The sequence below is a fragment of the Helicobacter pylori genome, from assembly GCF_003637665.1.
GTDB lineage: Bacteria > Campylobacterota > Campylobacteria > Campylobacterales > Helicobacteraceae > Helicobacter > Helicobacter pylori_CK.
On sequence record NZ_MVWR01000007.1, the window covers coordinates 25,336 to 52,234 of the forward strand.

A 26,899-nucleotide genomic window follows, 5' to 3' on the forward strand; every position below is an offset into this window, starting at 1 on the left:
TGATTCCTTTTTATTACAGGCGGTTATTGTGTTGGATAGTTTTGAGATTTTAAAGGCTTTAAAGAGTTTGGATTTATTGAAAAACGCCCCTGCTTGGTGGTGGCCTAACGCTTTGAAATTTGAAGCTCTACTAGGGGCGGTTTTAACGCAAAACACTAAATTTGAAGCCGTTTTGAAATCTTTAGAAAATTTAAAAAACGCTTTCATTTTAGAAAATGATGATGAAATCAATCTTAAAAAAATCGCTTATATAGAGTTTTCAAAGCTTGCAGAGTGTGTCCGCCCTAGCGGGTTTTATAACCAAAAAGCCAAACGACTGATTGATTTGAGCAAGAATATTTTAAAAGACTTTCAAAGTTTTGAAAATTTTAAACAAGAAGTAACCAGAGAGTGGCTTTTAGACCAAAAGGGCATTGGCAAAGAAAGCGCGGATGCGATTTTATGCTATGCGTGCGCTAAAGAAGTGATGGTGGTGGATAAATACAGCTATCTTTTTTTAAAAAAATTAGGCATAGAGATAGAAGATTATGATGAATTGCAAAAATTTTTTGAAAAAGGCGTTCAAGAGAATTTAAATTCCGCCTTAGCGCTTTATGAAAACACCATTTCTTTAGCGCAACTTTATGCGAGATTCCATGGAAAGATTGTAGAATTTTCCAAACAAAAATGGGAATTGAAGCTTTGATTTTTAGATTTTTCTTAATCTTAAGCCTTTTAAAAGGAGTTTTATTGGCCAAAAAGGATGGGGATTTTTTTAAACCTTTAGAGCCTACTAAAAAATATTTTGGCTCTTTTAAAATCGGCTATCTTTATCAGCATGCAGAAACGACTAAAAGATCCCCCATCCGCCCTAAAAACCGCCCGCCTATTTTGATGGATAAAATTTATCATGACGCTTCTTTAGGCTTTCAGGCAGGGTTCGTTTTAAAAAAGAAAGCTTTATTAGGGGGGTATTTGGATGCAGGAATGGGCGATTCGTATTTCATGAGCGCTGGGTTTATGGCTGGGGTTAGGCTTTTTAAGGGGTGGGTTATCCCTAAAATCGCCTTAGGCTATCAGCTCCAAATTTTAGGGGCTAAGATTGATAAGTATCAATTCAATATCCAATCAGCGGTGGGGAGTGTGGGCTTGTTTTTCAATGCGGCTAAAAATTTTGGCTTGAGTATAGAAGCAAGGGGTGCTATCCCTTTTTATTTTATCCAAAGCAAATTTTCTAAAGCCTTTGGCACGCCACGATTGAATATTTATTCTGTTGGGATCACTTTCACCTTTTATGATTTTACGAGATTTTTAGGGTAAAATATTCATTTTAAAAAACAACTATAGAGTATAAAAACCATAATTAGACAAACTTTAAGGATTGATGATGATTTTCATTGATGCATGTTTTAGAAAGGAAACGCCTTATACGCCCATTTGGATGATGAGGCAAGCGGGGCGTTACCTTAGCGAATACCAAGAAAGCCGTAAAAAAGCGGGGAGCTTCTTGGAATTGTGTAAAAATAGCGATTTAGCCACAGAAGTTACCTTACAGCCGGTAGAGATTTTAGGCGTGGATGCGGCTATTTTGTTTAGCGATATTTTAGTAGTGCCTTTGGAAATGGGCTTGAATTTGGAGTTTATCCCCAAAAAGGGGCCGCATTTTTTAGAGACGATTACGGATTTAAAAAGCGTGGAAAGCCTAAAAGTAGGGGCTTATAAACAACTAAACTATGTCTATGATACGATTTCTCAAACGCGCCAAAAGCTTTCTAAAGAGAAAGCGTTGATCGGTTTTTGCGGATCGCCTTGGACTTTAGCGACTTACATGATAGAAGGCGAGGGGAGCAAATCGTATGCCAAAAGCAAGAAAATGCTTTATAGCGAGCCTGAAGTTTTAAAAGCGCTTTTAGAAAAATTAAGCCTTGAATTGATAGAGTATTTGAGCCTTCAAATCCAAGCAGGGGTCAATGCGGTGATGATCTTTGACTCATGGGCTAGCGCTTTAGAAAAAGAAGCGTATTTGAAATTCAGTTGGGATTATTTGAAAAAAATCTCTAAAGAGCTTAAAAAACGCTATGCGCATATCCCAGTTATCCTTTTCCCTAAAGGGATTGGCGCTTATTTGGATAGCATAGACGGGGAATTTGATGTGTTTGGCGTGGATTGGGGCACGCCTTTAGAGATGGCAAAAAAGATTTTAGGCGGTAAGTATGTTTTGCAAGGGAATTTAGAACCCACCCGCCTTTATGATAAAAACGCTTTAGAAGAAGGGGTTGAAACGATTCTAAAAGTCATGGGCAATCAAGGGCATATTTTTAATTTAGGGCATGGGATGTTGCCGGACTTACCCAGAGAAAACGCCAAGTATTTAGTGCAATTAGTGCATAATAAAACCAAGCGCTAGGGGGATTGATGAATACCATTATAAGATGTGTGAGTTTATTAGGTTTATGCACTGCTTTAGCTTTGGCGCAAACCCCCTCTAAAACCCCCGATGAAATCAAGCAAATCCTTAACAATTACAGCCATAAGAATTTAAAGCTCATTGATCCGCCGACAAGTTCTTTAGAAGCAACACCGAGTTTTTTATCCTCGCCTAAAGAAACAGCGACCACGATCAATCAAGAGATCGCTAAATACCATGAAAAAAGCGATAAAGCCGCTTTGGGTCTTTATGAATTGCTAAAGGGGGCTACTTCTAATCTCAGTTTGCAAGCGCAAGAACTCAGTGTCAAGCAAGCGATGAAAAACCACACCATCGCCAAAGCGATGTTTTTACCCACCTTAAATACGAGTTATAATTTTAAGAATGAAAATAGGGATACTCCGCACTTTAAGCATTACAACACGCAACAACTCCAAGCTGAAGTCAAATTGAATGTGTTTAATGGCTTTAGCGATGTGAATAATGTCAAAGAAAAGTCTGCGACCTACCGATCCACTGTGGCTAATTTAGAGTATAGCCGCCAAAGCGTGTATTTGCAAGTGGTGCAACAATACTACGAGTATTTTAACAATCTCGCTCGCATGATCGCTTTGCAAAAGAAATTAGAGCAAATCAAAACGGACATTAAAAGGGTTACTAAGCTCTATGACAAAGGGCTAACCACGATTGATGATTTACAAAGTCTAAAAGCGCAAGGGAATTTGAGCGAATACGATATTTTGGACATGCAATTTGCTTTGGAACAAAACCGCTTGACTTTAGAGTATCTCACTAATCTCAGTGTGAAAAATTTAAAAAAGACTACGATTGATGCGCCTAATTTGCAATTAAGAGAAAGGCAAGATTTAGTCTCTTTAAGGGAGCAAATTTCTGCGCTCAGATACCAAAACAAGCAACTCAATTATTACCCCAAGATAGATGTGTATGACTCATGGCTTTTTTGGATCCAAAAACCCGCTTACGCTTTGGGGAGTTTTGGGAACTTCTTCCCAGGTCAGCAAAATACGGCTGGGGTTACTGCGACTTTGAATATTTTTGATGATATAGGCTTGAGCTTGCAAAAACAATCCATCATGCTAGGCCAATTAGCGAATGAAAAGAATTTAGCGTATAAAAAATTAGAGCAAGAAAAAGACGAACAGCTTTACAGAAAGTCGCTTGATATTGCCAGAGCCAAGATTGAATCTTCCAAGGCTAGTTTGGATGCGGCTAATCTTTCTTTTGCCAATATTAAAAGGAAATACGACGCTAATTTAGTGGATTTCACCACTTATTTAAGGGGCTTAACCACGCGCTTTGATGCAGAAGTGGCTTACAATTTAGCGCTCAATAATTATGAAGTGCAAAAAGCCAATTACATTTTCAACAGCGGGCATAAAATAGACGACTATGTGCATTAAGGGATAAAAATGATACGAAAAATTTTAATAGGACTTTTTTTGAGTTTTTTGAGCATGGAAGCTGGCGAAAAAGTGTATGCGATTTTCAATGTGAAAGCGATGCAAGATTCCAAACTCACCTTAGACAGCACAGGGATTGTGGATAGCATTAAGGTTACTGAGGGGAGCGTGGTCAAAAAGGGCGATGTTTTGTTGCTTTTGTATAATCAAGACAAACAGGCTCAAAGCGATTCCACCGAACAACAACTCATTTTCGCTAAAAAGCAATACCAACGATACAGCAAAATTGGAGGTGCTGTGGATAAAAACACTCTAGAGGGTTATGAGTTCACTTACAGGCGCTTGGAATCGGATTACGCTTATTCTATTGCGGTATTGAATAAAACCATTTTAAGAGCCCCTTTTGATGGCGTGATAGCGAGCAAAAACATTCAGGTGGGCGAGGGGGTGAGCGCGAATAACACGGTGTTATTGAGACTAGTCAGCCATGCTAGGAAATTGGTTATTGAATTTGATTCTAAATATATTAATGCAGTCAAAGTGGGGGATACTTACACTTATTCTATAGATGGGGATTCTAATCAGCATGAAGCTAAAATCACTAAGATTTACCCCACGGTTGATGAAAACACCAGGAAAGTGAGCGCTGAAGCCCTTTTGTCTAAGCCTATGGCAGTGGGGCTTTTTGGCGATGGGTTTATCCAAACGAAGTAATAGGATATTTTGATGTATAAAACAGCGATAAATCGTCCTATTACGACCTTGATGTTTGCTTTGGCGATTGTCTTTTTTGGGGTGATGGGGTTTAAAAAATTGAGCGTGGCGCTTTTCCCTAAAATTGATATGCCTACGGTGGTGGTTACTACGACTTATCCTGGGGCTAGCGCTGAAATCATAGAGAGTAAGGTAACCGATAAGATTGAAGAAGCGGTGATGGGGATTGATGGGATCAAAAAGGTTACTTCCACGAGTTCTAAAAATGTGAGTATTGTCGTCATTGAATTTGAGTTAGAAAAGCCTAATGAAGAAGCCTTAAACGATGTGGTGAATAAAATTTCTTCGGTGCGTTTTGATGATTCTAACATTAAAAAACCCTCTATCAATAAATTTGATACCGACAGCCAAGCCATTATTTCATTGTTTGTGAGCAGTTCAAGCGTGCCCGCTACAACCCTTAATGACTACGCTAAAAACACCATTAAGCCCATGCTCCAAAAAATCAATGGGGTAGGGGGCGTGCAGCTCAACGGCTTTAGGGAGCGCCAGATTAGGATTTATGCCGATCCCACTTTGATGAATAAATACAACCTGACTTATGCGGATCTTTTCAGCACGCTTAAAGCGGAGAATGTGGAAATTGATGGGGGGCGCATTGTCAATAGCCAAAGGGAATTGTCTATTTTAGTGAATGCGAATAGTTACAGCGTCGCAGATGTGGAAAAGATCCAAGTGGGCAATCATGTGCGTCTTAGCGATATTGCAAAGATTGAAATCGGTTTGGAAGAAGACAACACTTTTGCGAGCTTTAAAGACAAGCCCGGTGTGATTTTAGAAATCCAAAAGATTGCCGGAGCGAATGAAATTGAAATCGTGGATAGGGTGTATGAAGCTTTAAAACACATTCAAGCCATTAGCCCCAGCTATGAAATCAGACCCTTTTTAGACACCACGAGCTATATCCGCACCTCTATTGAAGACGTGAAATTTGACCTAGTCTTGGGGGCGATTTTAGCGGTTTTGGTGGTGTTTGCGTTCTTGCGTAACGGCACGATCACCCTTGTTTCAGCGATCTCTATCCCTATTTCTATCATGGGGACTTTTGCACTCATTCAATGGATGGGTTTTTCATTAAACATGCTCACCATGGTGGCTTTAACGCTAGCGATAGGGATTATCATTGATGATGCGATCGTGGTGATTGAAAACATCCATAAAAAGCTAGAAATGGGCATGAGTAAACGAAAAGCGAGCTATGAGGGGGTGAGGGAGATTGGCTTTGCTCTAGTGGCGATTTCAGCGATGCTGCTCTCTGTTTTTGTGCCTATAGGGAACATGAAAGGCATTATCGGGCGCTTTTTCCAAAGTTTTGGGATCACGGTGGCTTTAGCGATCGCTTTATCGTATGTGGTGGTCGTTACGATTATCCCCATGGTAAGTTCAGTCGTGGTCAATCCCAGGCATTCTCGTTTTTATGTGTGGAGTGAACCTTTTTTTAAGGCTTTAGAGGCTCGTTATACCCGATTGCTCCAATGGGTATTAAACCACAAGCTCATTATCTTTATAGCGGTGGTTTTGGTGTTTGTGGGTTCGCTTTTTGTGGCTTCTAAATTGGGTATGGAGTTCATGTTGAAAGAAGATAGGGGGAGGTTTTTAGTGTGGCTCAAGGCTAAACCGGGCGTGAGCATAGATTACATGACACAAAAGAGCAAGATCTTTCAAAAAGCGATTGAAAAACATGCTGAAGTGGAATTCACCACCTTGCAAGTGGGTTATGGCACCACACAAAACCCTTTTAGAGCGAAAATTTTTGTGCAACTCAAGCCTTTAAAAGAGCGCAAAAAAGAGGGTGAATTGGGGCAATTTGAGTTGATGAGCGCTTTAAGGAAGGAATTAAGAAGCATGCCTGAAGCTAAAGGTTTAGATATTATTAATCTTTCTGAAGTCGCTCTTTTAGGGGGCGGTGGGGATAGTTCGCCTTTTCAAACCTTTGTGTTTTCCCATTCTCAAGAAGCGGTGGATAAAAGCGTGGAGAATTTGAAAAAATTCTTATTAGAAAGCCCTGAATTAAAAGGCAAGGTTGAAAGCTATCATACAAGCACGAGCGAATCGCAACCGCAACTGCAACTCAAAATCTTAAGACAAAACGCCAACAAATACGGCGTGAGCGCTCAAACCATTGGATCAGTGGTGAGTTCTGCTTTTTCTGGGACTTCTCAAGCGAGCGTGTTCAAAGAAGATGGCAAAGAATACGACATGATCATTAGAGTGCCTGATGACAAGCGCGTTTCTGTAGAAGACATCAAACGCTTGCAAGTGCGTAACAAATACGATAAATTGATGTTTTTAGACGCTTTAGTGGAAATCACAGAAACTAAAAGCCCGTCTAGTATTTCTCGCTACAACCGCCAACGCAGCGTTACGGTGCTTGCTGAGCCTAATAGGAATGCGGGCGTTTCTTTGGGCGAGATTTTAACGCAAGTGAGTAAAAACACTAAAGAATGGCTGGTTGAAGGGGCAAATTACAGATTTGCCGGTGAAGCGGATAACGCCAAAGAGAGCAATGGGGAGTTTTTAGTCGCTCTAGCGACAGCGTTTGTGTTGATCTATATGATTTTAGCGGCGTTGTATGAGTCCATTCTAGAGCCTTTTATCATCATGGTTACCATGCCTTTAAGCTTTTCAGGGGCGTTTTTTGCTCTAGGTTTAGTCCATCAGCCTTTGAGCATGTTCTCTATGATAGGCTTGATCTTGCTCATTGGTATGGTGGGTAAAAACGCCACGCTTTTAATTGATGTGGCGAATGAAGAGCGTAAAAAAGGTTTGAATATCCAAGAAGCCATTTTGTTTGCCGGCAAAACCCGTCTGAGACCGATTTTAATGACGACCATTGCGATGGTTTGTGGCATGCTGCCTTTAGCGCTAGCGAGTGGGGATGGAGCGGCGATGAAATCCCCTATAGGGATTGCGATGAGTGGGGGCTTGATGATTTCTATGGTGTTAAGCTTACTCATTGTGCCGGTGTTTTATCGTTTGCTCGCTCCCATAGACGACAAAATCAAGCGGTTTTATCAAAACCAAAAAACTTTAGAATGAAAAAAATTGTTTTAATTTTGGCTTTATGGGCGGGTTTGTTAGGGGCGTTTGAGCCTAAAAAAAGTCATATTTATTTTGGGGCTATGGTGGGTTTAGCTCCTATTAAAATAACCCCAAAACCCATTAGCGACTCTTCTTATACGGCTTTTTTATGGGGGGCTAAAGGGGGGTATCAATTCGCTTTTTTTAAAACTCTAGCGCTAAGGGGTGAATTTTCCTACCTTATGGCGATAAAACCCACCGCACTGCACACGATTAACACTTCTTTATTGAGCTTAAATATTGATGTGTTAAGCGATTTTTATACTTACAAAAAATACAGCTTTGGGGTGTATGGGGGGCTTGGGATAGGGTATTTTTATCAAAGCAACCATTTAGGCATGAAAAATAGTTCGTTTATGGGTTATAACGGCTTGTTTAATGTGGGGCTTGGCAGCACGATCGATCGCCACCACCGCATAGAGCTTGGGGCTAAGATCCCTTTTTCAAAGACTAGAAATTCTTTTAAAAATCTTTATTTTTTAGAGAGCGTTTTTATCCATGCGAGTTATAGTTACGCTTTTTAAAGGAGATGTATTACAGAAAGTAACTAACTGATGGTTTTTATAATGAGATTGGTTACTAACATATAAAAGGATTTGTTTTGTTTTCTTTTAGTTAATATAATGACCTTTTTGTTGTAGATAGTGTTAAGAAATGTAATTATATAATATAATATGAAAGGGTTCAAAATATGACTTATAGAAATGGCAAAATAGATTTAAAGGAACGCTTTAGCAAAAACCGCTCTTTTAAGGGCATTAAAAAGAAAATCGCTAAAAAATATACAATCAAAAACTCGCCTTTGACAATTTACTCCTTAAAAACGCATTCAAATTCTTCTCTATCCATTAATAAAAAAATCTTCTTAGGGCTAGGGTTTGTTTCGGCTTTGAGCGCTGAAGATTATAAGAGTTCGGTGTATTGGCTCAATAGCGTGAATGAAAATAACAGCCACAAATCCTACTATGTCAGCCCTTTACGCACTTGGGCTGGGGGGAATAGGAATTTCACGCAAAATTATAACAATAGTCAGTTATACATAGGGACAAAAAACGCTTCTTCAACACCTAATCATTCTTCTGTGTGGTTTGGGGAAAAGGGCTATATCGGTTTTATTACGGGGGTTTTTAAGGCTAGAGACATTTTTATCACAGGAGCTGTTGGATCGGGCAATGAGTGGAAAACTGGCGGAGGTGCGATACTGGTTTTTGAAAGCTCAAACGAATTAAGCGCTAATGGGGCTTATTTTCAAAATAACAGAGCCGGGACACAAACTTCTTGGATCAATTTGATTTCCAATCATAGCGTGAATTTGACAAACACAGATTTTGGCAACCAAACCCCTAATGGAGGCTTTAATGCTATGGGGCGAAAGATCACTTATAATGGTGGGATCGTCAATGGTGGGAATTTTGGCTTTGACAATGTGGATAGCAATGGCACAACTACCATTAGCGGAGTAACTTTCAACAATAATGGCGCGCTCACTTATAAGGGTGGGAATGGTATCGGGGGGAGCATCACTTTCACTAACTCTAATATCAATCATTACAAACTCAATCTTAATGCTAATAGCGTTACCTTTAATAACAGCACTCTAGGGAGCATGCCTAATGGCAATATTAATACTATAGGAAATGCCTACATTCTTAATGCAAATAATATTACTTTTAATAATTTGACCTTTAATGGGGGTTGGTTCGTTTTTAATAGACCTGATGCTCATGTTAATTTTCAAGGCACAACCACGATCAATAACCCCACTTCGCCTTTTGTCAATATGACCGGTAAAGTTACTATTAATCCTAATGCGATTTTTAATATTCAAAATTACACGCCTAGTATAGGGAGCGCTTACACGCTCTTTAGCATGAAAAATGGCAACATCACTTATAATGATGTCAATAACTTATGGAATATCATCAGGCTTAAAAACACGCAAGCCACAAAAGACAATAGCAAAAACGCCACTTCCAATAACAACACCCACACTTACTATGTAACCTACAATTTAGGCGGCACGCTTTATCATTTCAGACAAATTTTTAGTCCTGATTCCATTGTTTTGCAATCCGTCTATTATGGCGCGAACAATATTTATTACACCAATAGCGTGAATATCCATGACAATGTCTTTAATTTAAAAGACATTAAAGACAATAGAGACGATACGATTTTTTATCTTAACGGCTTGAACACTTGGAATTACACTAATGCGAGATTTACTCAAACCTATGGCGGGAAAAACAGCGCTTTAGTCTTTAACGCTACGACCCCTTGGGCTAATGGCGCAATCCCTAAATCTAACAGCACGGTGCGTTTTGGGGGGTATGAGGGAGTCAATTGGGGGAAAACGGGCTATATCACCGGCACTTTCACAGCCGATAGGGTTTATATCACCGGTAACATGATGTCTGGGAATGGCGCTCAAACCGGTGGGGGGGCGACTTTGAATTTTGTGGGTGCAACTGAAGTCAATATCGCCGGAGCCACTTTTAAAAACTTAAAAACCACTTCACAAAACTCTTACATGACTTTTATCGCTTTAGGGGATAGTTCTAGGAGTGGTAAGATCAATGTTTCTCAGTCTGATTTTTACGATTGGACGGGTGGGGGGTATGATTTTACCGGTAACAGCGCTTTTGATAGCGTGAATTTCAACAAGACTTATTACAAATTTCAAGGCCCTAAAAACACTTACACCTTTAAAAACACGAACTTTTTAGCAGGGAATTTTAAGTTTCAAGGCAAGACCACCATTGAAAAATCCGTTTTAGATGACGCTTCTTACACTTTTGATGGCGCGAATAACACCTTTAATGAAAACAAGTTTAATGGCGGATCGTTTAATTTCAACCATGCAGAGCAGACAGACGCTTTTAATAACAACTCGTTTAATGGCGGTTCGTTTAGTTTTAACGCCAAGCAAGTGGATTTTAATCATAACTCGTTCAATGGGGGCGTGTTTAATTTCAATAATACCCCTAAAGTCAGTTTTACTGATGACGCTTTTAATGTGAATAACCAATTCAAAATAAACGGTGCTCAAACGGATTTTACTTTCAATAAGGGCGTTATTTTCAACATGCAAGGGCTTTTGAGCAGTTTAAGCGTAGGCACGACTTACCAATTGCTTAACGCTAAAAGCGTGGATTATAAGGATAACAATAACGCTTTGTATCAAATGTTGCGTTGGACGAGTGGGGAAAACCCTAGTGGTAAATTAGTAGATGAAAATAAAACCGCACCAAGCAGCGCTAAAATTTATAATGTCCAATTCACCGATAACGGCTTGACTTACTACATCAAAGAAAATTTTAATAACGGGATCACGCTCACCCGTTTATGCACTCTAGGCTATACGCATTGCGTGAATATCCACAATGATGCATTTCATCTTAAAAATATCAATAATAACGCCAGTAACACCGTGTTCTATCTCAACGGCATGACGACTTGGAAGATCGCTGGCACAGGCGTTTTCACGCAAGATTATAGCGGCGCTAACAGCGTTTTAGTGTTCAATCAGACCACCCCTTTTCTTGATGGAGCAAATCCCGCTTCTAATAGCGTGGTGGGTTTTGGGAAAACTTCTGGGGCTGAATGGGGGTTAGTGGGCTATATTCAAGGCATTTTTAAAGCCAACCAAATTGACATTACCGGCACGATTCGCTCCGGCAATGGGGCTAAAACTGGTGGGGGCGCGACTTTAGTGTTTAACGCTGAAAAGCGTTTGAATATCGCTAACGCTAATTTGAATAACGATAAAGCCGGTTTGCAAAATTCATGGATGAATTTCATTGTCAATAACGGCAACTTGAATGTAACAAACGCAAATTTTAGCAACCAAACCCCGCATGGAGGCTTTAACCTTAAGGCCAATAACATTACTTGGGATAAAGGCTCTGTGAATGGAGGGGGGAATTTTGGCGTGGATAACGCTAGCGCTAACGGAAATGCCGTGATTAAGAACATTAATTTTAGCGATAACGGCACTTTGATTTATAAAGGGGGTGAAAACAGCACCGGAAATTCCCTAACCCTAGAAAACAACACTTTCAATTCCTATAACATCAACGCCAAAGCGCAAAACCTAATTTTTAACAACAACTCGTTTAATGGCGGGAGCTATTCGTTTAATGACACTAAAAACACCACCTTTAAAGGCACAAACACGCTTATTAATAGCGATCCTTTTAGCCGCCTTCAAGGATCAATCGCTATTGACAATAATAGTATTTTTAATATTGAAAGGGATTTGACTGACAACACCACCTACACGCTTTTAAGCGGGAATAACATTAAATATAATAATGAAATTTTGGCGGACAATGTTTTTTCAAAAAATTTATGGAATTTAATCCATTATGGTGGCGAACAAGGGACTCTATTAAGAGCGGATAACAACACTTTTTTTGTGCAATTCACCCAAAGCAACGGCCAAAAATTTGTTTTTGAAGAAACTTTTAACCCAGGCTCTATCACCTATAAATATTTCACTATCCATTCTTCGCCTTTCCACACAGACGCTGATTCTAAGGATATTTGGAATCAAGTGAGGAAGCAGTTTGATTTCATTCCAGGAAAAACCCCTGTGTGTGTTGGCGTGTGCTATATCGCGCCTTATAAAAATCAAGACCTTATTGGCTCTAGCGCTTTTGCGTGGTCGCTGAACTTTGGGGCTACGGTGGTAGGGACTTTGCTTTTAGGGAGCGCTCAAGAAAAGGCCAATAACAATGGCGGATCTATCTGGTTTGGTAAGAATAATTTGTTGTATTTGCATGGCAATTTCAACGCGACTAATATCTTTTTAACGAATAACTTTAATGTCGGCAACCCTAACGCCGGCGGTGGGGCGACGATTAGTTTTAACGCTGATGAAACCTTGAACGCTGACGGATTGAATTACACGAATTTTCAAACCGTGGCTATGGGCTTACAAACTAGCGCGAGCCAGCATTCTTGGGCGAATTTCAATTCCAGGCTTTCTATGGAAATTAAAAACTCTAACTTTAGGGATTTCACATGGGGAGGCTTTAATTTTAATTCAGGGCGTATCGCTTTTGAAAACACCACTTTTAGTGGTTGGACCAATATTAACGGAGCGACTGAGAGCGGCTCATCGTATGTGAATATGGTTGCGAATACGGATCTGATATTCACTAATTCCATTTTAGGAGGGGGCATTCGCTATGATTTGAAAGCTAATAACATTATTTTCAATAACTCTCAAATAGTCATTGATGTGTCTAAGAATGTGAATCAGTCATCATTGAATGGGAATGTTACTTTCAATAATTCCAGGCTTTCAGTCAAGCCCAACGCTGCTATTAATGTTGGGGATAGCCAAACCCAAACGGCTTTAGAAAACGCCTCAAGCCTTTCTTTTTACAACAACAGCGTGGCGAATTTTAACGGCACAACCGCTTTTAATGGGGTGTCTTATTTGAATTTGAACCCTAACGCTCAAGTAAGCTTCAATCAAGCAAATTTCAATAACGCTAATGTAACCTTTTATGGGATTCCGCTATTTGGTAAAACGCCTGATTTTGGCAACTCTGTGCGCCTTATCAATTTCAAAGGGAATACAAATTTTAATCAAGCCACGCTCAATTTAAGGGCTAAAAATATCCATATCAATTTCCAAGGCGCTTCTACTTTTAAACAAAACTCTACGATGAATCTAGCTGAAAGTTCTCAAGCGAGCTTTGACGCTCTCAAAGTGGAAGGGGAAACGAATTTCAATCTCAATAACTCAAGCTTATTAAATTTCAATGGCGATAGCGTTTTTAACGCTCCTGTGAGTTTTTATGCCAATAATTCTCAAATTTCTTTCACTAAATTAGCGACCTTTAATGCAGACGCTTCATTTGATTTAAGCAACAACAGCACCCTGAATTTTCAAAGCGTTCTTTTAAATGGCACTCTAAACCTTTTAGGCAATGGCGCTAACGCTCTAGCTATTAATGCAAGCGGGAATTTCAGCTTTGGATCTCAAGGCGTTTTGAATCTGTCTAATGTGAATTTGTTTGATGCAAAAAACAAGCCCTTAGTTTATAATATTTTACAAGCTCAAAACATTCAGGGTTTAATGGGGAATAACGGCTATGAAAAGATCCGTTTTTACGGCATACAGATTGACAAGGCTGATTATTCGTTTAATAACGGCGTTCATTCTTGGAGTTTCATTAACCCGCTCAACACAACTGAAACGATTACAGAAACCTTGCATAACAACCGCTTGAAAGTGCAGATCTCTCAAAACGGCGCTTCTAATAATACGGCATTTAATCTCGCCCCTAGCTTGTATTTTTACCAAAAAAACCCTTATGATGAAAGCTCTAATTCCTATAATCACACAAGCGATAAAGCCGGCACTTATTATTTGAGCAGCAATATCAAAGGCTTTAATCAAAACAATGAAACACCCGGGACTTATAACGCGCAAAACCAACCCTTACAAGCCTTACACATTTACAATCAGGCTATCACTAAGCAAGATTTGAGTGTGATCGCCAATTTGGGTAAGGAGTTTTTGCCTAAAATAGCCAATCTTTTATCTTCAGGGGCTTTAGACAATCTCAATCTCAATAGCCCAAATAGTTTTGAAACTCTTTTTGGTATCTTTGAAAAGTATGGTATCACTTTAAACCAAGAAAATTGGAAGAGCTTATTAAAGATTATCAATAATTTTTCCAACACGGCTAATTACCATTTCTCTCAAGGCAATCTCGTGGTAGGGGCAATCAAAGAAGGGCAAACGAACACTAACAGCGTGGTGTGGTTTGGAGGCGATGGGTATAAAGAGCCATGCGCGGTTGGGGATAACGCTTGCCAGATGTTTAGGCAGACTAATTTAGGGCAATTGCTCCATTCTAGCGCGCCTTATTTAGGCTATATTAACGCTAATTTTAGGGCTAAAAACATTTACATTACCGGAACCATCGGCAGCGGGAACGCTTGGGGGAGCGGGGGGAGCGCGAATGTGTCTTTTGAAAGCGCGACGAATTTAGTGCTCAATCAAGCCAATATTGACGCTCAAGGGACCGATAAAATCTTTTCTTACTTGGGGAAAGAGGGCATTGAAAAGCTTTTTGGAGAAAAAGGTTTAGGGAATGCGCTTTCTAATATCATTTATGAAGAGAGTTTGAACAATAACGCTATCCCTAAAGATTTAGCCAGCATGATCCCTAAAGATTTTGGATCTAAGACTTTAAGCTCATTGCTTAGCCCTACTGAAGTGAATAACCTCTTAGGCGTGAGCGCTTTTAAAAACGCGATCATGGAAATTTTAAATTCTAAAACGGTGGGCGATGTTTTTGGTGAAAACGGGCTTTTAAACGCGCTAGATCCTATAAAAAGAAAAGAAATTGATCAAATGCTTTTAGAACAGATCCAAGCCCATTCTTCAGGGTTTGAAAAATTCATCGTGAAAACTTTAGGGATTGAAAATGTAGAGAATTTCATCAATAACTGGTATGGCAAGCAAAGCTTGAGTTCTTTTGCCAATAATTTTGTGCCTGGAGGTTTGAATCAAGCCCTGGATAAAATAGGCTCTAGCTCTGATGCCAAAGACTTACAGAGTTTCTTGGATAAAACGACTTTTGGGGATATTCTCAATCAAATGATCAATCAAGCCCCCCTAATCAATAAGCTCATTTCTTGGCTAGGCCCGCAGGATTTGAGCGTGTTAGTCAATATCGCTTTAAATAGCATCACTAATCCTAGCGAAGAGCTGACTAGCACCATTTCTAGCATAGGTGAAAAAGCGTTAAATGACTTATTGGGCGAAGGCGTAGTGAATAAAATCATGAGCAATCAAGTCCTAGGGCAAATGATCAATAAAATCGTCGCTGATAAGGGATTTGGAGGCGTTTATCATCAAGGTTTAGGCACCATACTCCCTAAATCCTTACAAGATGAGTTGAAACAATTGGGCATGGGATCTTTACTCAAACCTAAAGGCTTGCACAATCTCTGGCAAAAAGGGAATTTCAATTTCGTGGCTAAAAACCATGTGTTTGTGAATAACAGCTCGTTTAGTAACGCCACAGGGGGGGAATTGAATTTTGTAGCGGGCAAGTCCATTATTTTTAACGGGAAAAATACGATCAATTTCACGCAATATCAGGGCAGGCTTTCTTTTGTATCTAAAGATTTTTCTAATATTTCATTAGACACCTTAAACGCTACCAATGGTTTAATTCTTAATGCGCCACGAAACGATATTAGCGTTCAAAAAGGTCAAATTTGCGTGAATGTTTTAGATTGCATGGGCGAGAAAAAAACTAATCCTTCAACTTCAAGCGCTCCAACCGATGAAACGCTAGAAGTGAATGCGAATAATTTCGCTTTCTTAGGCACAATTAGAGCGAATGGCTTAGTGGATTTTTCAAAAGTCTTACAAAATACCACGATCGGGACTTTAAATTTAGAGCCAAACGCTACTTTTAAAGCGAATAATTTGATCGTGAATAACGCTTTTAACAATAATTCTAATCATAGGGCTGATATCAGCGGTAATCTCAATGTGGTAAAAGGAGCGGCTCTCAGTACGAATGAAAATGGTTTGAATGTGGGGGGGAATTTTAAGAGCGAAGGGTCATTAATCTTTAATCTTAATAACCCCACCCATCAAACGATTATTAATGTAACGGGCACTTCTACGATCATGTCTTATAACAATCAAGCTTTAATCCATTTTAATACCCAACTCAAGCAAGGCGCTTACACGCTTATGGACGCTAAACGCATGGTTTATGGATATGACAATCAAACCATTCTTGGTGGGAGCTTGAGCGATTATCTTAAACTTTACACCCTCATTGATTTTAACGGCAAACGCATGCAATTAAAGGGCGATTCATTAAGCTATGATGACAAACCGGTCAATATCAAGGATGGGGGTCTTGTGGTAAGCTTTAAAGACAATCAAGGGCAAATGGTGTATTCATCTATCCTTTATGATAAGGTTCAAGTTACGGTTTCTAATCAACCCATTAACATTCAAGCCCCTAGTTTGGAATACTATATCCAGCGCATTCAAGGCGGCGGAGGTTTGAATGCAATCAAATCTGCGGGCAATCATTCCATTATGTGGTTGAATGAGCTTTTTGTGGCTAAGGGAGGTAATCCCTTGTTCGCTCCTTATTATTTGCAAGACAATCCCACTGAACACATTGTTACTTTAATGAAAGATATTACTAGCGCTTTAGGCATGCTTTCTAAACCCAATCTTAAAAACAACTCCACCGATGTTTTGCAACTCAACACTTACACGCAACAAATGGGGCGTTTAGCCAAGCTTTCTAATTTCGCTTCTTTTGATTCAACGGATTTTAGCGAACGCTTGAGCAGCCTTAAAAACCAAAGATTTGCTGACGCTATCCCTAATGCAATGGATGTGATTTTAAAATACTCTCAAAGGGATAAATTAAAAAACAACCTTTGGGCGACTGGTGTTGGGGGCGTGAGCTTTGTGGAAAATGGCACAGGAACGCTCTATGGTGTCAATGTGGGCTATGACAGATTCATTAAGGATGTGATTGTTGGGGGGTATGCAGCTTATGGGTATAGCGGTTTTTATGAACGCATCACTAATTCTAAATCCGATAATGTGGATGTGGGCTTGTATGCGAGAGCCTTTATCAAAAAAAGCGAGCTAACTTTTAGCGTCAATGAAACTTGGGGGGCGAATAAAACCCAAATTAGCTCTACTGATACTCTGCTTTCTATGATCAATCAATCCTACAAATACAGCACATGGACAACGAACGTGAAAGTCAATTACGGGTATGATTTCATGTTTAAAAATAAAAGCATCATTTTAAAACCTCAAATTGGTTTGAGGTATTACTATATTGGCATGACCGGTTTGGAAGGGGTGATGAATAATGCGATCTATAACCAGTTTAAAGCGAACGCTGATCCGTCTAAAAAATCCGTTTTAACGATTGATCTTGCTTTGGAGAACCGCCATTATTTCAACACAAACTCTTATTTTTATGCGATTGGCGGCGTTGGTAGGGATTTGCTTGTAAGGTCTATGGGGGATAAATTGGTGCGTTTCATTGGTAACAACACTTTGAGTTACAGGAAAGGCGAGCTTTATAACACTTTTGCGAGCATCACTACAGGCGGGGAAGTGAGATTGTTTAAAAGCTTTTATGCGAATGCTGGGGTGGGGGCTAGGTTTGGATTGGATTACAAAATGATCAACATTACCGGGAATATTGGAATGCGTTTAGCGTTTTAGGGGGTTGGGGCTTACCCCTTTTTTTTGAGCCATTAAACAATTGATAAATGGTGGGATTAAGGATTTAACGCATGCGTTCTTTTGGTGTTAGTAACATGCGATTAGCGCTTAGTAAAAATAAAATAATGCCACCAATAATGAAAAATGTTGAAGTTGCTAAAACCAGTATAGTATCAATCCCTTGAAAAGCTTTGATTAGAAGTTGATTAAGGTAGTAAAAAATAGATGTTTTGATAAATAATTGACCAATATTAGGTAGGTATTCTAAAGGAACAAAAACATTACAAGACATTAGCGCATAGAGATTGATGATATTACAAAATCCTAAGATGCTTTGTTCGTTTTGAAAAATTCTAGCTACAAAAATTGCCAAGCAAAAACAAAACAATGCGCTTGAAAAAACACTAACAAACCCCAAAATAAGCGCTTTAAAATTAAGAATAGTGATGATATTGAGCGCATAAAAAGAGAGAACAATAAAGATAAAAGCATATAGGATTACAACGATTAGTCTTGAAGCGATTAATGCTAGAGTTATTTGTTTGAAAGTTGCTGGTGATAGCATGTAGAACAAAAATATATTATGCGATCTAGAGCTTGTTATAGCTTGTGTGAGACCAAAGATCGCGCTAGAAATAATAAGAAGTCCCATTAGACCTATAATGTTATTAAAGTAAAAAATTTCAGTGGTATTTTTTGAAAAAACAAAAATTAGTAATAGGAGCATTAAAATAGGATAAATAAAAGTCCAAAATAGCGCACTTGTATTGGTGAGATAAGATTTGATTTCAAGTTTTAGGATAGATAGAATTGCTCCCACTAAATATCCTTTAGTAATGCTAATAAGTCTTTTGTGGTTGGTTTTTCTTTAAAGTTAAAAGTTTTAGCTACAGATTTTAATATAGAATTTAAAGGTTTGTATTGAGCAATGTTGCCATTTTTAAGGAGCAATACCCATTCGCAACTATCTAAGACAATAGGATCATGAGTGGCGATGATACTTGTAAGTTGTTGGGTGTTGCGCAAGCTTATGAGATTTGATAGTCTTATAAGAGCGTTTTGCTCTAAACTAGTTTCTGGTTCATCCATAATAATTAATTGGGGGTGGTGGCTAAGAGCTAAGTCAATCTTTAAGCGCTGTTTTTGTCCATCGCTTAGGTGTTCGTAGGTTTTATTCAAAAGATTTTTTTCAAATAGATTTGGAGTGCAGTTTTTGTGAAAAAATTGATAGAATTTAAAAAGGTCGTTTGCGTTTAATCCAGGTGGGTAGTTGAATAGGTTAGAGACAACTCCCAATTGTTTGCGTTGTGGTATAACATTGTCGTGGTATGGAATATTATTGTTTTGTGCTTTAAAATTATAGTCTGATCCAATGCCTAGAATAGTGTTGATAAGCGTTGATTTTCCAGCACCATTTGTGCCAATAATGGCTGTACTAGTATGACTTTTAAATGAAAAATCTTGTATATTTAAAGCGTTTTTAAACATGGTTTTTGGGTGTATGCTGATGTTAGAAATCATAAAATCCCCTTATTAGAAATGATTTAAAATCCTATTTAGGGTTATTATATTCAAATGATGGTTTTATTTAGCGTAGTATTACTAAAAAATTAACTAATCTTTGTTAAAACGAGCTCAAAGCGTTACTGATAAACACGCTCTAAGCGCATCAAACGATTTTAAAAAGCGTTCAAACTCCAAAAAATAAACAGAGCCAAGGCTTTAAATAAAAAGATCAATAACCTTAAAAAACCAAAGGAACGGAGTCTTTGATTTTCCATTCTCAAAACCCTAAATACCCTCTCATTTTTTGTCCGTTACTGGTTTATGGGTGTTTTAACATGTAAAATTCCAACGCTTTTTCAAAGAGAAGCGAGCGGTTAGGAAAACCTTTCTCTTTCATGTATTCATCCACTTTAGCCATAAAACTAGGCGAAAGTAAAACGCTGTGATTGATTCTTCGCTCTTTGCTTGTTTTTTCTTCGTATTCTATTTCTTCTATTTCGGCTAACAAACTCGGCGAAAGCGAAATGTTAAAACTGCTCCTTCGTTCGCTGCTCACTTTTATTTCTGCTTCTAATTCGGCTAATTCGGTTAGCAACTTTTTGCGTTTGGCTTGTAAAGCCTGAACGGTTGTGTGCACTTTATGGTGTTCCATCATTGCTCCTTAAAACATCTTTATTTTTCGCATTCTACTATAAAATAGGATTTTGTGAGTAAATTCATTAAAAATGAAAATTGGAATTTTTCTTTAGAATTTAACCGGGTATTTGATTTTAATTTTAATCCAATTCTTTAAGGCGTTTTAACAATTCTTCTTCATTCAAAACGCTCACGCCATGTTTTTTTGCTAGAGAGAGTTTTGAGCCGGCGTTTTCTCCAACGATTAAAAAATCGGTTTTAGCACTCACGCTTGAAGAAATTTTTGCCCCTAAATTTTCTAACATTTGAGCGTATTCTTGCCGTGGTTTAGAAAGCGTGCCGGTTAAAACAATCGTTTTATTGCTGAAAACAGAAGAGCTTTTTTGCTTTTCTTCAGCCATATCGCTGTTTTTAGGGTTCAACAACTCAAATAACGATCGGATAAATTCCTGATTGCTCGCATAAAAATTGACTAAAGAACGCGCCATTTCCACCCCAAAGCCTTCCATTTCTAAAAACTCGGCTTCGCTTTTTTCTAACACATTTAAGCCGTATTTGGCTAGCGTTTTACTCGCTCCCTTACCGACATGCTCAATCCCTAAAGCGTTGATCAAACGCCATAAGGGAGGGTTTTTGCTCTTTTGAATAGCGTCTAATAGATTTTGAGCTTTTTTGATTTTGAATTTGTCTAGCCGCATTAAATCTTCCAATTTTAAAGCATACAAATCCAAAGCGTTAACAATGAGTTTTTCTTCAAAAAGTTGTTCTATGACTTTATCGCCCAAGCCTTGAATGTTTAAAGCGTCCTTAGAAGCGAAATGAATCAAGCTTTCTTTCAACCTTGCTGGGCAATTAAGGTTTTGACAATAAGTAAAAATCTCTTCGCATAAAAGCTCATGCGAGCATATAGGGCAAACTTTGGGGCGTTCAATTTTATGTTGCGAGCCGTCTCTATAAGATTCTAAAGGTTTGATGATTTTAGGGATCACATCGCCGCTTCTAATGACAACGACTCTATCATTGAGCATGATATTCTTTTTTTCAATTTCAGAATAATTGTGCAAGGTCGCTTTCGTAATCATGGCTCCAGCAATTTCTACAGGCTCTAAAAGAGCGACCGGTGTGATTGCCCCGCTGCGCCCCACTTGGTTAATGACTCCTACAATTTTGGTGTGTTTTTCTAGAGCCGGGAATTTATAAGCGCAGGCGAATTTAGGGGATTTTTGCGTGTAGCCTAGCTCCTTTTGAATATTTAATTCATTCACAACGATCACCATGCCGTCTAAAAGGGCAAAAAAGCCCTCCCTTTCTTTAATCAGGGTGTGGTAATTGTCTTCTATTTCTTGGTGGTTTTTGTTTAGGCTTAAGTATTGAATGGCGCTAAAACCTAACGAGACGATAAAATCCAAACACTCCTTAAAGCTTAAAAAATTTAAAGAATGCTTGCCCACGCCCCAAGGAATGAATTGCAATTTACGCTTTTTAGTGATTTTGCTATCAAGCTGCCTCAAACTCCCTGATGCGGCATTTCTGGGGTTAGCGAATAGGGGCTCGTTAGCATTTAAGCGCTCTTGATTCAAAGCGTCAAAATCCTTTTTAGAAATGATCACTTCGCCCCTGATTTCTATTTCTTCATTATAAGCGATAGTGTGGGGGATATTAGCGATGTGTTTAGCGTTGTTAGTAACAAGCTCTCCTTCTAAGCCATTACCCCTAGTGGTCGCACTCACTAGCTTGCCATGTTGATACAAAAGATTGAGCGAAACCCCATCAAGTTTGGGCGAACACACGAATGAAGCGTTAGGATAGGCTTTTAAAATGCGTTGCAACCACGCTTGCAATTCGCTTTGATTGAACACATCATCTAAACTCCACATCCGCATTAAATGGGGATTCTTATTGAATGAATTGGTGGCAGTAGCCCCCACTTTTTGGGTAGGGGAGTTAGCTTGAATGCTATTAGGGTTTTTTTCTTCATAAGCTTTTAATTCTTGGTAAAGTTCATCATAGACTGCATCGCTTACGATAGGATCATCAAGGTTGTAATAATGGTGCGATAGGGTGTTTAAATATGCAATTCTTTCTAAATATTCTTTTTGGCTTTTTATCATGTTTGTAAAAACCTTTTAAACTAAATTAGGGTAGTATTATAACATTTAATCTTTGATAGGGCTTTAGGGGAAATTAGGTGGTAAGAGACATTGACAAAACGACTTCGTTGCACTTAAACAACGAAGCGCAATTTCTGTGCTTTAGATTAGATGCAGAAAAAGACACCCAACTTTATGGCATGAATATTTTTAAGATCCGAGAAATTATCCATTATGACGGAGAGGTTACAGAGATTCTTGGGGGGAGCGATGGCATGATGCTTGGGTTTCTTAGCGTTAGGGGCGAATCCATTCCTTTAGTGGATGTGAAAAGGTGGTTGCATTATAACGCCAATGATCCGAGTCGTGATCTAAAAGAATGCAGCGTTAAAGATGACCATAATTTAGTGATCGTGTGCCATTTTTCTAACCATTCCATCGCTCTAAAGGTTTTAAAAATTGAAAGGATCATCCATAAAAATTGGACTGAGATTAGCGCTGGGGACAAACAAGGCATTAATGAAGAGGGCAAGCTTAGCGCTATCACTCGTTTTGATGAACAACGAGTGGTGCAGATCTTAGATGTGGAAAAAATGATTAGCGATGTTTTCCCTAGCTTGAAAGATTTAGACGATTTGACTTTGCGTTGCATAGAAGCCATTCAAAGCCAAAAACTCATTTTAATCGCTGAAGATTCCTTAAGCGCTCTTAAAACCCTAGAAAAGATCGTTCAAACTTTAGAATTGCGTTATTTAGCCTTTCCAAACGGGAGGGAATTGTTGGATTATTTGTATGAAAAAGAACATTACCAACAAGTCGGCGTGGTCATTACGGATTTAGAAATGCCTAACATTTCAGGGTTTGAAGTGTTAAAAACCATTAAAGCTGATCATAGAACTGAGCATCTTCCTGTGATTATCAATTCGTCCATGAGCAGCGATTCTAACCGCCAATTAGCCCAATCTTTAGAAGCGGATGGTTTTGTGGTAAAATCTAACATTCTTGAAATCCATGAAATGCTTAAAAAAACGCTTTCATAAATTTAATTTTTGTTTTAATTTAAAGGGATAAAACATGCGAAGTCATTTTTGCACAGAAATTAGTGAAAAAGATGTGGGTAAAACCATCAAAGTGGCCGGGTGGTGTAACACTTATAGAGACCATGGGGGCGTGGTTTTTATTGATTTAAGGGATAAAAGCGGTTTGGTGCAACTAGTCTGTGATCCTAGCTCTAAGGCTTATGAAAAGGCTTTAGAGGTTAGGAGCGAATTTGTGCTAGTGGCTAAAGGAAGAGTGCGTTTGAGAGGCGTTGGGTTAGAAAACCCTAAACTAAAAACGGGTAAAATTGAAATCGTTTTAGAAGAGTTAGTCATTGAAAATAAAAGCGCTACCCCACCGATTGAAATTGGCAATAAAAACGTGAATGAAGATTTGCGCTTGAAATACCGCTATTTGGATTTGCGCTCTTTGAACGCTTATGAAATCTTTAAATTGCGCAGCGAAGTGGCTTTAATCACTCGTAACACTCTATCCCAAAAGGGTTTTTTAGAGATTGAAACCCCCATTTTGTCTAAAACCACGCCTGAGGGGGCTAGGGATTATTTAGTGCCAAGCAGGGTGCATGAGGGCGAATTTTTCGCACTCCCTCAAAGCCCGCAATTGTTCAAACAGCTTTTAATGGTGGGGGGAATGGACAGGTATTTTCAAATCGCTCGTTGCTTTAGAGATGAAGATTTAAGAGCGGACAGGCAGCCGGAATTCACGCAAATTGATGCGGAAATGAGTTTTTGCGATGAAAATGATGTGATGGGCGTGGTGGAAGATTTGTTGCAAGAGATTTTTAAAGCGATTGGGCATACTATTTCTAAACCTTTTAAACGCATGCCTTATAAGGAAGCGATGGAAAATTACGGGAGCGATAAGCCGGATTTACGCTTTGAATTGCCTTTAATAGAAGTGGGGGATTGTTTTATAGACAGCTCAAACGCTATTTTTTCTAATATCGCACAAGATCCTAAAAACCAACGCATTAAAGCTTTGAATGTTAAGGGGGCTGATGCGGTTTTTAGCCGCAGCGTTTTAAAAGAATTAGAAGAATTTGTGCGCCAATTTGGGGCTCAAGGCTTAGCGTATTTGCAAATTAAAGAAGACGGGATTAAAGGGCCTTTAGTTAAATTTTTGAGCGAAAAGGGGCTTAAAAATATTTTAGAAAAAACTGATGCGCAAGTTGGGGATATTGTCTTTTTTGGAGCCGGGGATAAAAAAATCGTGTTAGATTACATGGGGCGCTTGCGTTTGAAAGTGGCTGAAACGCTTGATCTGATTGATAAAGACGCTTTGAATTTCTTATGGGTAGTCAATTTCCCCATGTTTGAAAAAACCGAAAACGGCTATCACGCCGCACACCACCCTTTTACGATGCCTAAAAATATAGAATGCGAAGATATAGAAGAGATTGAAGCGCATGCGTATGATGTGGTGCTTAATGGCGTGGAGCTTGGTGGGGGGAGCATAAGGATTCATAAAGAAGAAATGCAAAAAAAAGTCTTTGAAAAAATCAATATCAACGAAGAGGAAGCGCAAAAGAAATTTGGCTTTTTACTAGAAGCGCTAAAGTTTGGCGCTCCTCCTCATGGGGGCTTTGCGATAGGCTTTGATCGCTTGATCATGCTAATGACCAAATCCAATAGTATTAGAGATGTGATCGCTTTCCCTAAAACGCAAAAAGCTTCATGCTTATTGACGAATGCACCTAGCCCCATTAATGAAGAGCAACTAAGAGAATTACACATTCGCTTGAGAAAATAATTTAAAAGGATATGATATGAAACAACTATTTTTGATTATTGGAGCCCCAGGGAGTGGTAAAACCACTGATGCAGAGCTTATCGCTAAGAATAACAGCGAAACAATCGCTCATTTTTCTACCGGGGATTTATTGAGAGCTGAGAGCGCTAAAAAGACTGAGCGAGGCTTATTGATTGAAAAATTCACTTCTCAAGGCGAATTAGTGCCTTTAGAAATTGTGGTAGAAACGATCCTTGCAGCGATTAAAAGCTCTAGCAAAGGGATCATTTTAATTGATGGCTATCCCAGGAGCGTGGAACAAATGCAGGCTCTGGATAAGGAATTGAGTGCTCAAAACGAAGTGATCTTAAAAAGCGTGATTGAAGTAGAAGTGAGTGAAAACACCGCTAAAGAAAGGGTTTTAGGGCGCTCTAGGGGGGCTGATGATAATGAAAGGGTGTTTCATAACCGCATGCGGGTGTTTTTAGATCCCTTAGCTGAAATCCAAAATTTCTACAAGGCTAAGCATTTGCATAAAATCATCAATGGCGAAAGAAGTATTGAAGAAATCGTGAATGAAATGCAAAAATATATTTTGTCTTTTGGGAATTAAAATGCGCTCTTAAGGAGAATGAGCTGTGATTTCTGTCTATATCATTTCTTTAAAAGAAAGTCAAAGGCGTTTGGATACTGAAAAACTCGTTTTAGAATCCAATGAAAAATTTAAAGGCCGTTGTGTTTTTCAAATCTTTGACGCTATTAGCCCTAAACATGAAGATTTTGAAAAATTTATTCAAGAGCTTTATGATGCACAAAGCATGTTAAAATCCGATTGGTTCCATTCTGATTGGTGTCGTGGAGAATTGTTACCCCAAGAATTTGGGTGCTATTTAAGCCATTATCTTTTGTGGAAAGAATGCGTTAAATTAAACCAACCGGTCGTTATTTTAGAAGACGATGTAGCCTTAGAGTCCAATTTCATGCAAGCCTTAGAAGATTGTTTGAAAAGCCCTTTTGATTTTGTCAAGCTTTTTGGGTGGTATTGGAATTTTCATAAGACCAATTTGCACACGCTCCCCTTAGAGAGAGATGCTGTAGAATCTGTGGGAGAGACACCCATTGAAGATCATGTAAAGACTGAAGCACCTGAAACGCCTATTGAAAATTATGAAGTTACCCCCCCCCCCCCCAATCCCACACAAGATGCGCAACAAGACTCTATTATTGAAACGCAACAAGACCCTAAAGGACTATCTGAGCCTTGCAAAATAGCGCCCCAAAAAATCTCTTTTAACCAAGTAGTTTTTAAAAAAATTAAAAGAAAGCTCAACCACTTCATTGGAAATATTTTAGCTCGGACAGAAGTGTATAAGAAACTCACAGGAAAATACGATGAACTCACAGGAAAATACGATGAACTCATGGGAAAATACGATGAACTCACAGGAAAATACGACGAACTCATGGGAAAATACGAATCCTTATTGGCAAAAGAAACAAACATCAAAGAGACCTTTTGGGAAAGGCGTGCTGATAGTGAAAAAGAAGCCTTTTTTTTAGAGCATTTTTACCTCACCAGCGTGTATGTGGCTTCTACGGCAGGATACTATATCACGCCTAAGGGCGCTAAAACTTTTATAGAAGCCACGGAACGTTTTAAAATCATAGAGCCGGTGGATATGTTCATAAACAACCCCACTTACCATGATGTCGCTACTCTTACTTACTTGCCTTTGCCTGTTTCTTTGAACAAGCATTGCAAAATCAGCACCATCCAAAATCTAAAAAAATCCGACATTTCATTGAGCGGCCCTAAAAAGTCTTACTTGGATAATCTTCTTTATGATCAATTAAACACTAGAAAGTGCTTAAAAGCCTTTCACAAATACAGCAGACGATACGCTCCTTTAAAAACCCCTAAAGAGGTTTAAAAAGAATGAAA

Annotated in this window: 16 protein-coding genes; 12 read left to right on the top strand and 4 right to left on the bottom strand. The window is 38.9% G+C overall.

Annotated elements, in window-relative coordinates; translation table 11 throughout:
* The first annotated feature begins 28 nt into the window (after positions 1-28).
* From EAL49_RS05515 to EAL49_RS05550, 8 genes are all read left to right on the top strand, one after another.
* Positions 29-685: a 3-methyladenine DNA glycosylase gene (locus EAL49_RS05515; protein ID WP_120829430.1), complete on the top strand. Its 657-nt coding sequence runs from the start codon at positions 29-31 to the stop codon at positions 683-685.
* Positions 682-1,299, top strand: a complete 618-nt coding sequence (locus EAL49_RS05520; protein WP_162973113.1) for a hypothetical protein — start codon at positions 682-684, stop codon at positions 1,297-1,299. The genes EAL49_RS05515 and EAL49_RS05520 overlap by 4 nt, the downstream gene beginning before the upstream one ends.
* A gap of 67 nt (positions 1,300-1,366) precedes the next feature.
* Entirely contained in the window at positions 1,367-2,386 is a 1,020-nt protein-coding gene (gene hemE / locus EAL49_RS05525) for a uroporphyrinogen decarboxylase (RefSeq protein WP_162973114.1), read from the top strand.
* Between the two features lie 8 nt (positions 2,387-2,394).
* On the top strand, positions 2,395-3,828 hold the full coding sequence (gene hefA, locus EAL49_RS05530) for an efflux RND transporter outer membrane subunit HefA (RefSeq protein ID WP_120829432.1): 1,434 nt from the start codon (positions 2,395-2,397) through the stop codon (positions 3,826-3,828).
* Positions 3,829-3,837: 9 nt separating this feature from the next.
* Entirely contained in the window at positions 3,838-4,542 is a 705-nt protein-coding gene (gene hefB, locus EAL49_RS05535) for an efflux RND transporter periplasmic adaptor subunit HefB (RefSeq protein WP_000619654.1), read from the top strand.
* A 12-nt stretch (positions 4,543-4,554) separates the two neighbouring features.
* Positions 4,555-7,641, top strand: a complete 3,087-nt coding sequence (hefC, locus tag EAL49_RS05540; RefSeq protein ID WP_120829433.1) for an efflux RND transporter permease subunit HefC — start codon at positions 4,555-4,557, stop codon at positions 7,639-7,641.
* Positions 7,638-8,207, top strand: coding sequence for an outer membrane beta-barrel protein (locus EAL49_RS05545; protein ID WP_120829434.1), 570 nt, complete (start codon positions 7,638-7,640; stop codon positions 8,205-8,207). The genes hefC and EAL49_RS05545 overlap by 4 nt, the downstream gene beginning before the upstream one ends.
* 167 nt (positions 8,208-8,374) lie before the next feature.
* The gene (locus EAL49_RS05550) at positions 8,375-17,938 is read left to right on the top strand and encodes a vacuolating cytotoxin domain-containing protein (RefSeq protein WP_120829435.1); all 9,564 of its coding nucleotides are present in this window, start codon (positions 8,375-8,377) and stop codon (positions 17,936-17,938) included.
* Positions 17,939-18,002: 64 nt separating this feature from the next.
* Here the strand turns inward: EAL49_RS05550 and EAL49_RS05555 are convergent, their stop codons facing one another.
* From EAL49_RS05555 to ligA, 4 genes are all read right to left on the bottom strand, one after another.
* The gene (locus tag EAL49_RS05555) at positions 18,003-18,758 is read right to left on the bottom strand and encodes an ABC transporter permease (protein WP_000500917.1); all 756 of its coding nucleotides are present in this window, start codon (positions 18,756-18,758) and stop codon (positions 18,003-18,005) included.
* On the bottom strand, positions 18,758-19,459 hold the full coding sequence (locus tag EAL49_RS05560; protein ID WP_120829436.1) for an ATP-binding cassette domain-containing protein: 702 nt from the start codon (positions 19,457-19,459) through the stop codon (positions 18,758-18,760). Before EAL49_RS05560 ends, EAL49_RS05555 begins: the two co-directional genes overlap by 1 nt.
* 304 nt (positions 19,460-19,763) lie before the next feature.
* Positions 19,764-20,096: a hypothetical protein gene (locus tag EAL49_RS05565; RefSeq protein WP_000399945.1), complete on the bottom strand. Its 333-nt coding sequence runs from the start codon at positions 20,094-20,096 to the stop codon at positions 19,764-19,766.
* Positions 20,097-20,220: 124 nt separating this feature from the next.
* The gene (gene ligA, locus EAL49_RS05570; RefSeq protein WP_120829437.1) at positions 20,221-22,191 is read right to left on the bottom strand and encodes an NAD-dependent DNA ligase LigA; all 1,971 of its coding nucleotides are present in this window, start codon (positions 22,189-22,191) and stop codon (positions 20,221-20,223) included.
* A gap of 77 nt (positions 22,192-22,268) precedes the next feature.
* On the opposite strand from ligA, the gene EAL49_RS05575 reads away from it, so the two are divergent.
* From EAL49_RS05575 to EAL49_RS08435, 4 genes are read left to right on the top strand one after another with little or no spacing between them, the layout of a single operon-like run.
* The gene (locus tag EAL49_RS05575; RefSeq protein ID WP_120829438.1) at positions 22,269-23,210 is read left to right on the top strand and encodes a chemotaxis protein; all 942 of its coding nucleotides are present in this window, start codon (positions 22,269-22,271) and stop codon (positions 23,208-23,210) included.
* 34 nt (positions 23,211-23,244) lie between these two features.
* Positions 23,245-24,978 (top strand): aspartate--tRNA ligase, encoded by a 1,734-nt coding sequence (aspS, locus tag EAL49_RS05580; RefSeq protein WP_120829439.1) that lies wholly within the window; start codon positions 23,245-23,247, stop codon positions 24,976-24,978.
* A gap of 16 nt (positions 24,979-24,994) precedes the next feature.
* Entirely contained in the window at positions 24,995-25,570 is a 576-nt protein-coding gene (locus EAL49_RS05585) for an adenylate kinase (RefSeq protein WP_120829440.1), read from the top strand.
* A 25-nt stretch (positions 25,571-25,595) separates the two neighbouring features.
* Positions 25,596-26,888, top strand: a complete 1,293-nt coding sequence (locus tag EAL49_RS08435) for a glycosyltransferase family 25 protein (RefSeq protein WP_120829441.1) — start codon at positions 25,596-25,598, stop codon at positions 26,886-26,888.
* Positions 26,889-26,899 lie beyond the last annotated feature (11 nt).

Coding starts and splice junctions, on each gene's coding strand:
- EAL49_RS05565 (WP_000399945.1), bottom strand. CDS start 20,096: ATGGAACACCATAAAGTGCACACAACCGTTCAGGCTTTACAAGCCAAA.
- EAL49_RS05585 (WP_120829440.1), top strand. CDS start 24,995: ATGAAACAACTATTTTTGATTATTGGAGCCCCAGGGAGTGGTAAAACC.
- aspS (WP_120829439.1), top strand. CDS start 23,245: ATGCGAAGTCATTTTTGCACAGAAATTAGTGAAAAAGATGTGGGTAAA.
- hefA (WP_120829432.1), top strand. CDS start 2,395: ATGAATACCATTATAAGATGTGTGAGTTTATTAGGTTTATGCACTGCT.
- hefB (WP_000619654.1), top strand. CDS start 3,838: ATGATACGAAAAATTTTAATAGGACTTTTTTTGAGTTTTTTGAGCATG.
- EAL49_RS05550 (WP_120829435.1), top strand. CDS start 8,375: ATGACTTATAGAAATGGCAAAATAGATTTAAAGGAACGCTTTAGCAAA.
- hefC (WP_120829433.1), top strand. CDS start 4,555: ATGTATAAAACAGCGATAAATCGTCCTATTACGACCTTGATGTTTGCT.
- EAL49_RS05560 (WP_120829436.1), bottom strand. CDS start 19,459: ATGATTTCTAACATCAGCATACACCCAAAAACCATGTTTAAAAACGCT.
- ligA (WP_120829437.1), bottom strand. CDS start 22,191: ATGATAAAAAGCCAAAAAGAATATTTAGAAAGAATTGCATATTTAAAC.
- hemE (WP_162973114.1), top strand. CDS start 1,367: ATGATTTTCATTGATGCATGTTTTAGAAAGGAAACGCCTTATACGCCC.
- EAL49_RS05545 (WP_120829434.1), top strand. CDS start 7,638: ATGAAAAAAATTGTTTTAATTTTGGCTTTATGGGCGGGTTTGTTAGGG.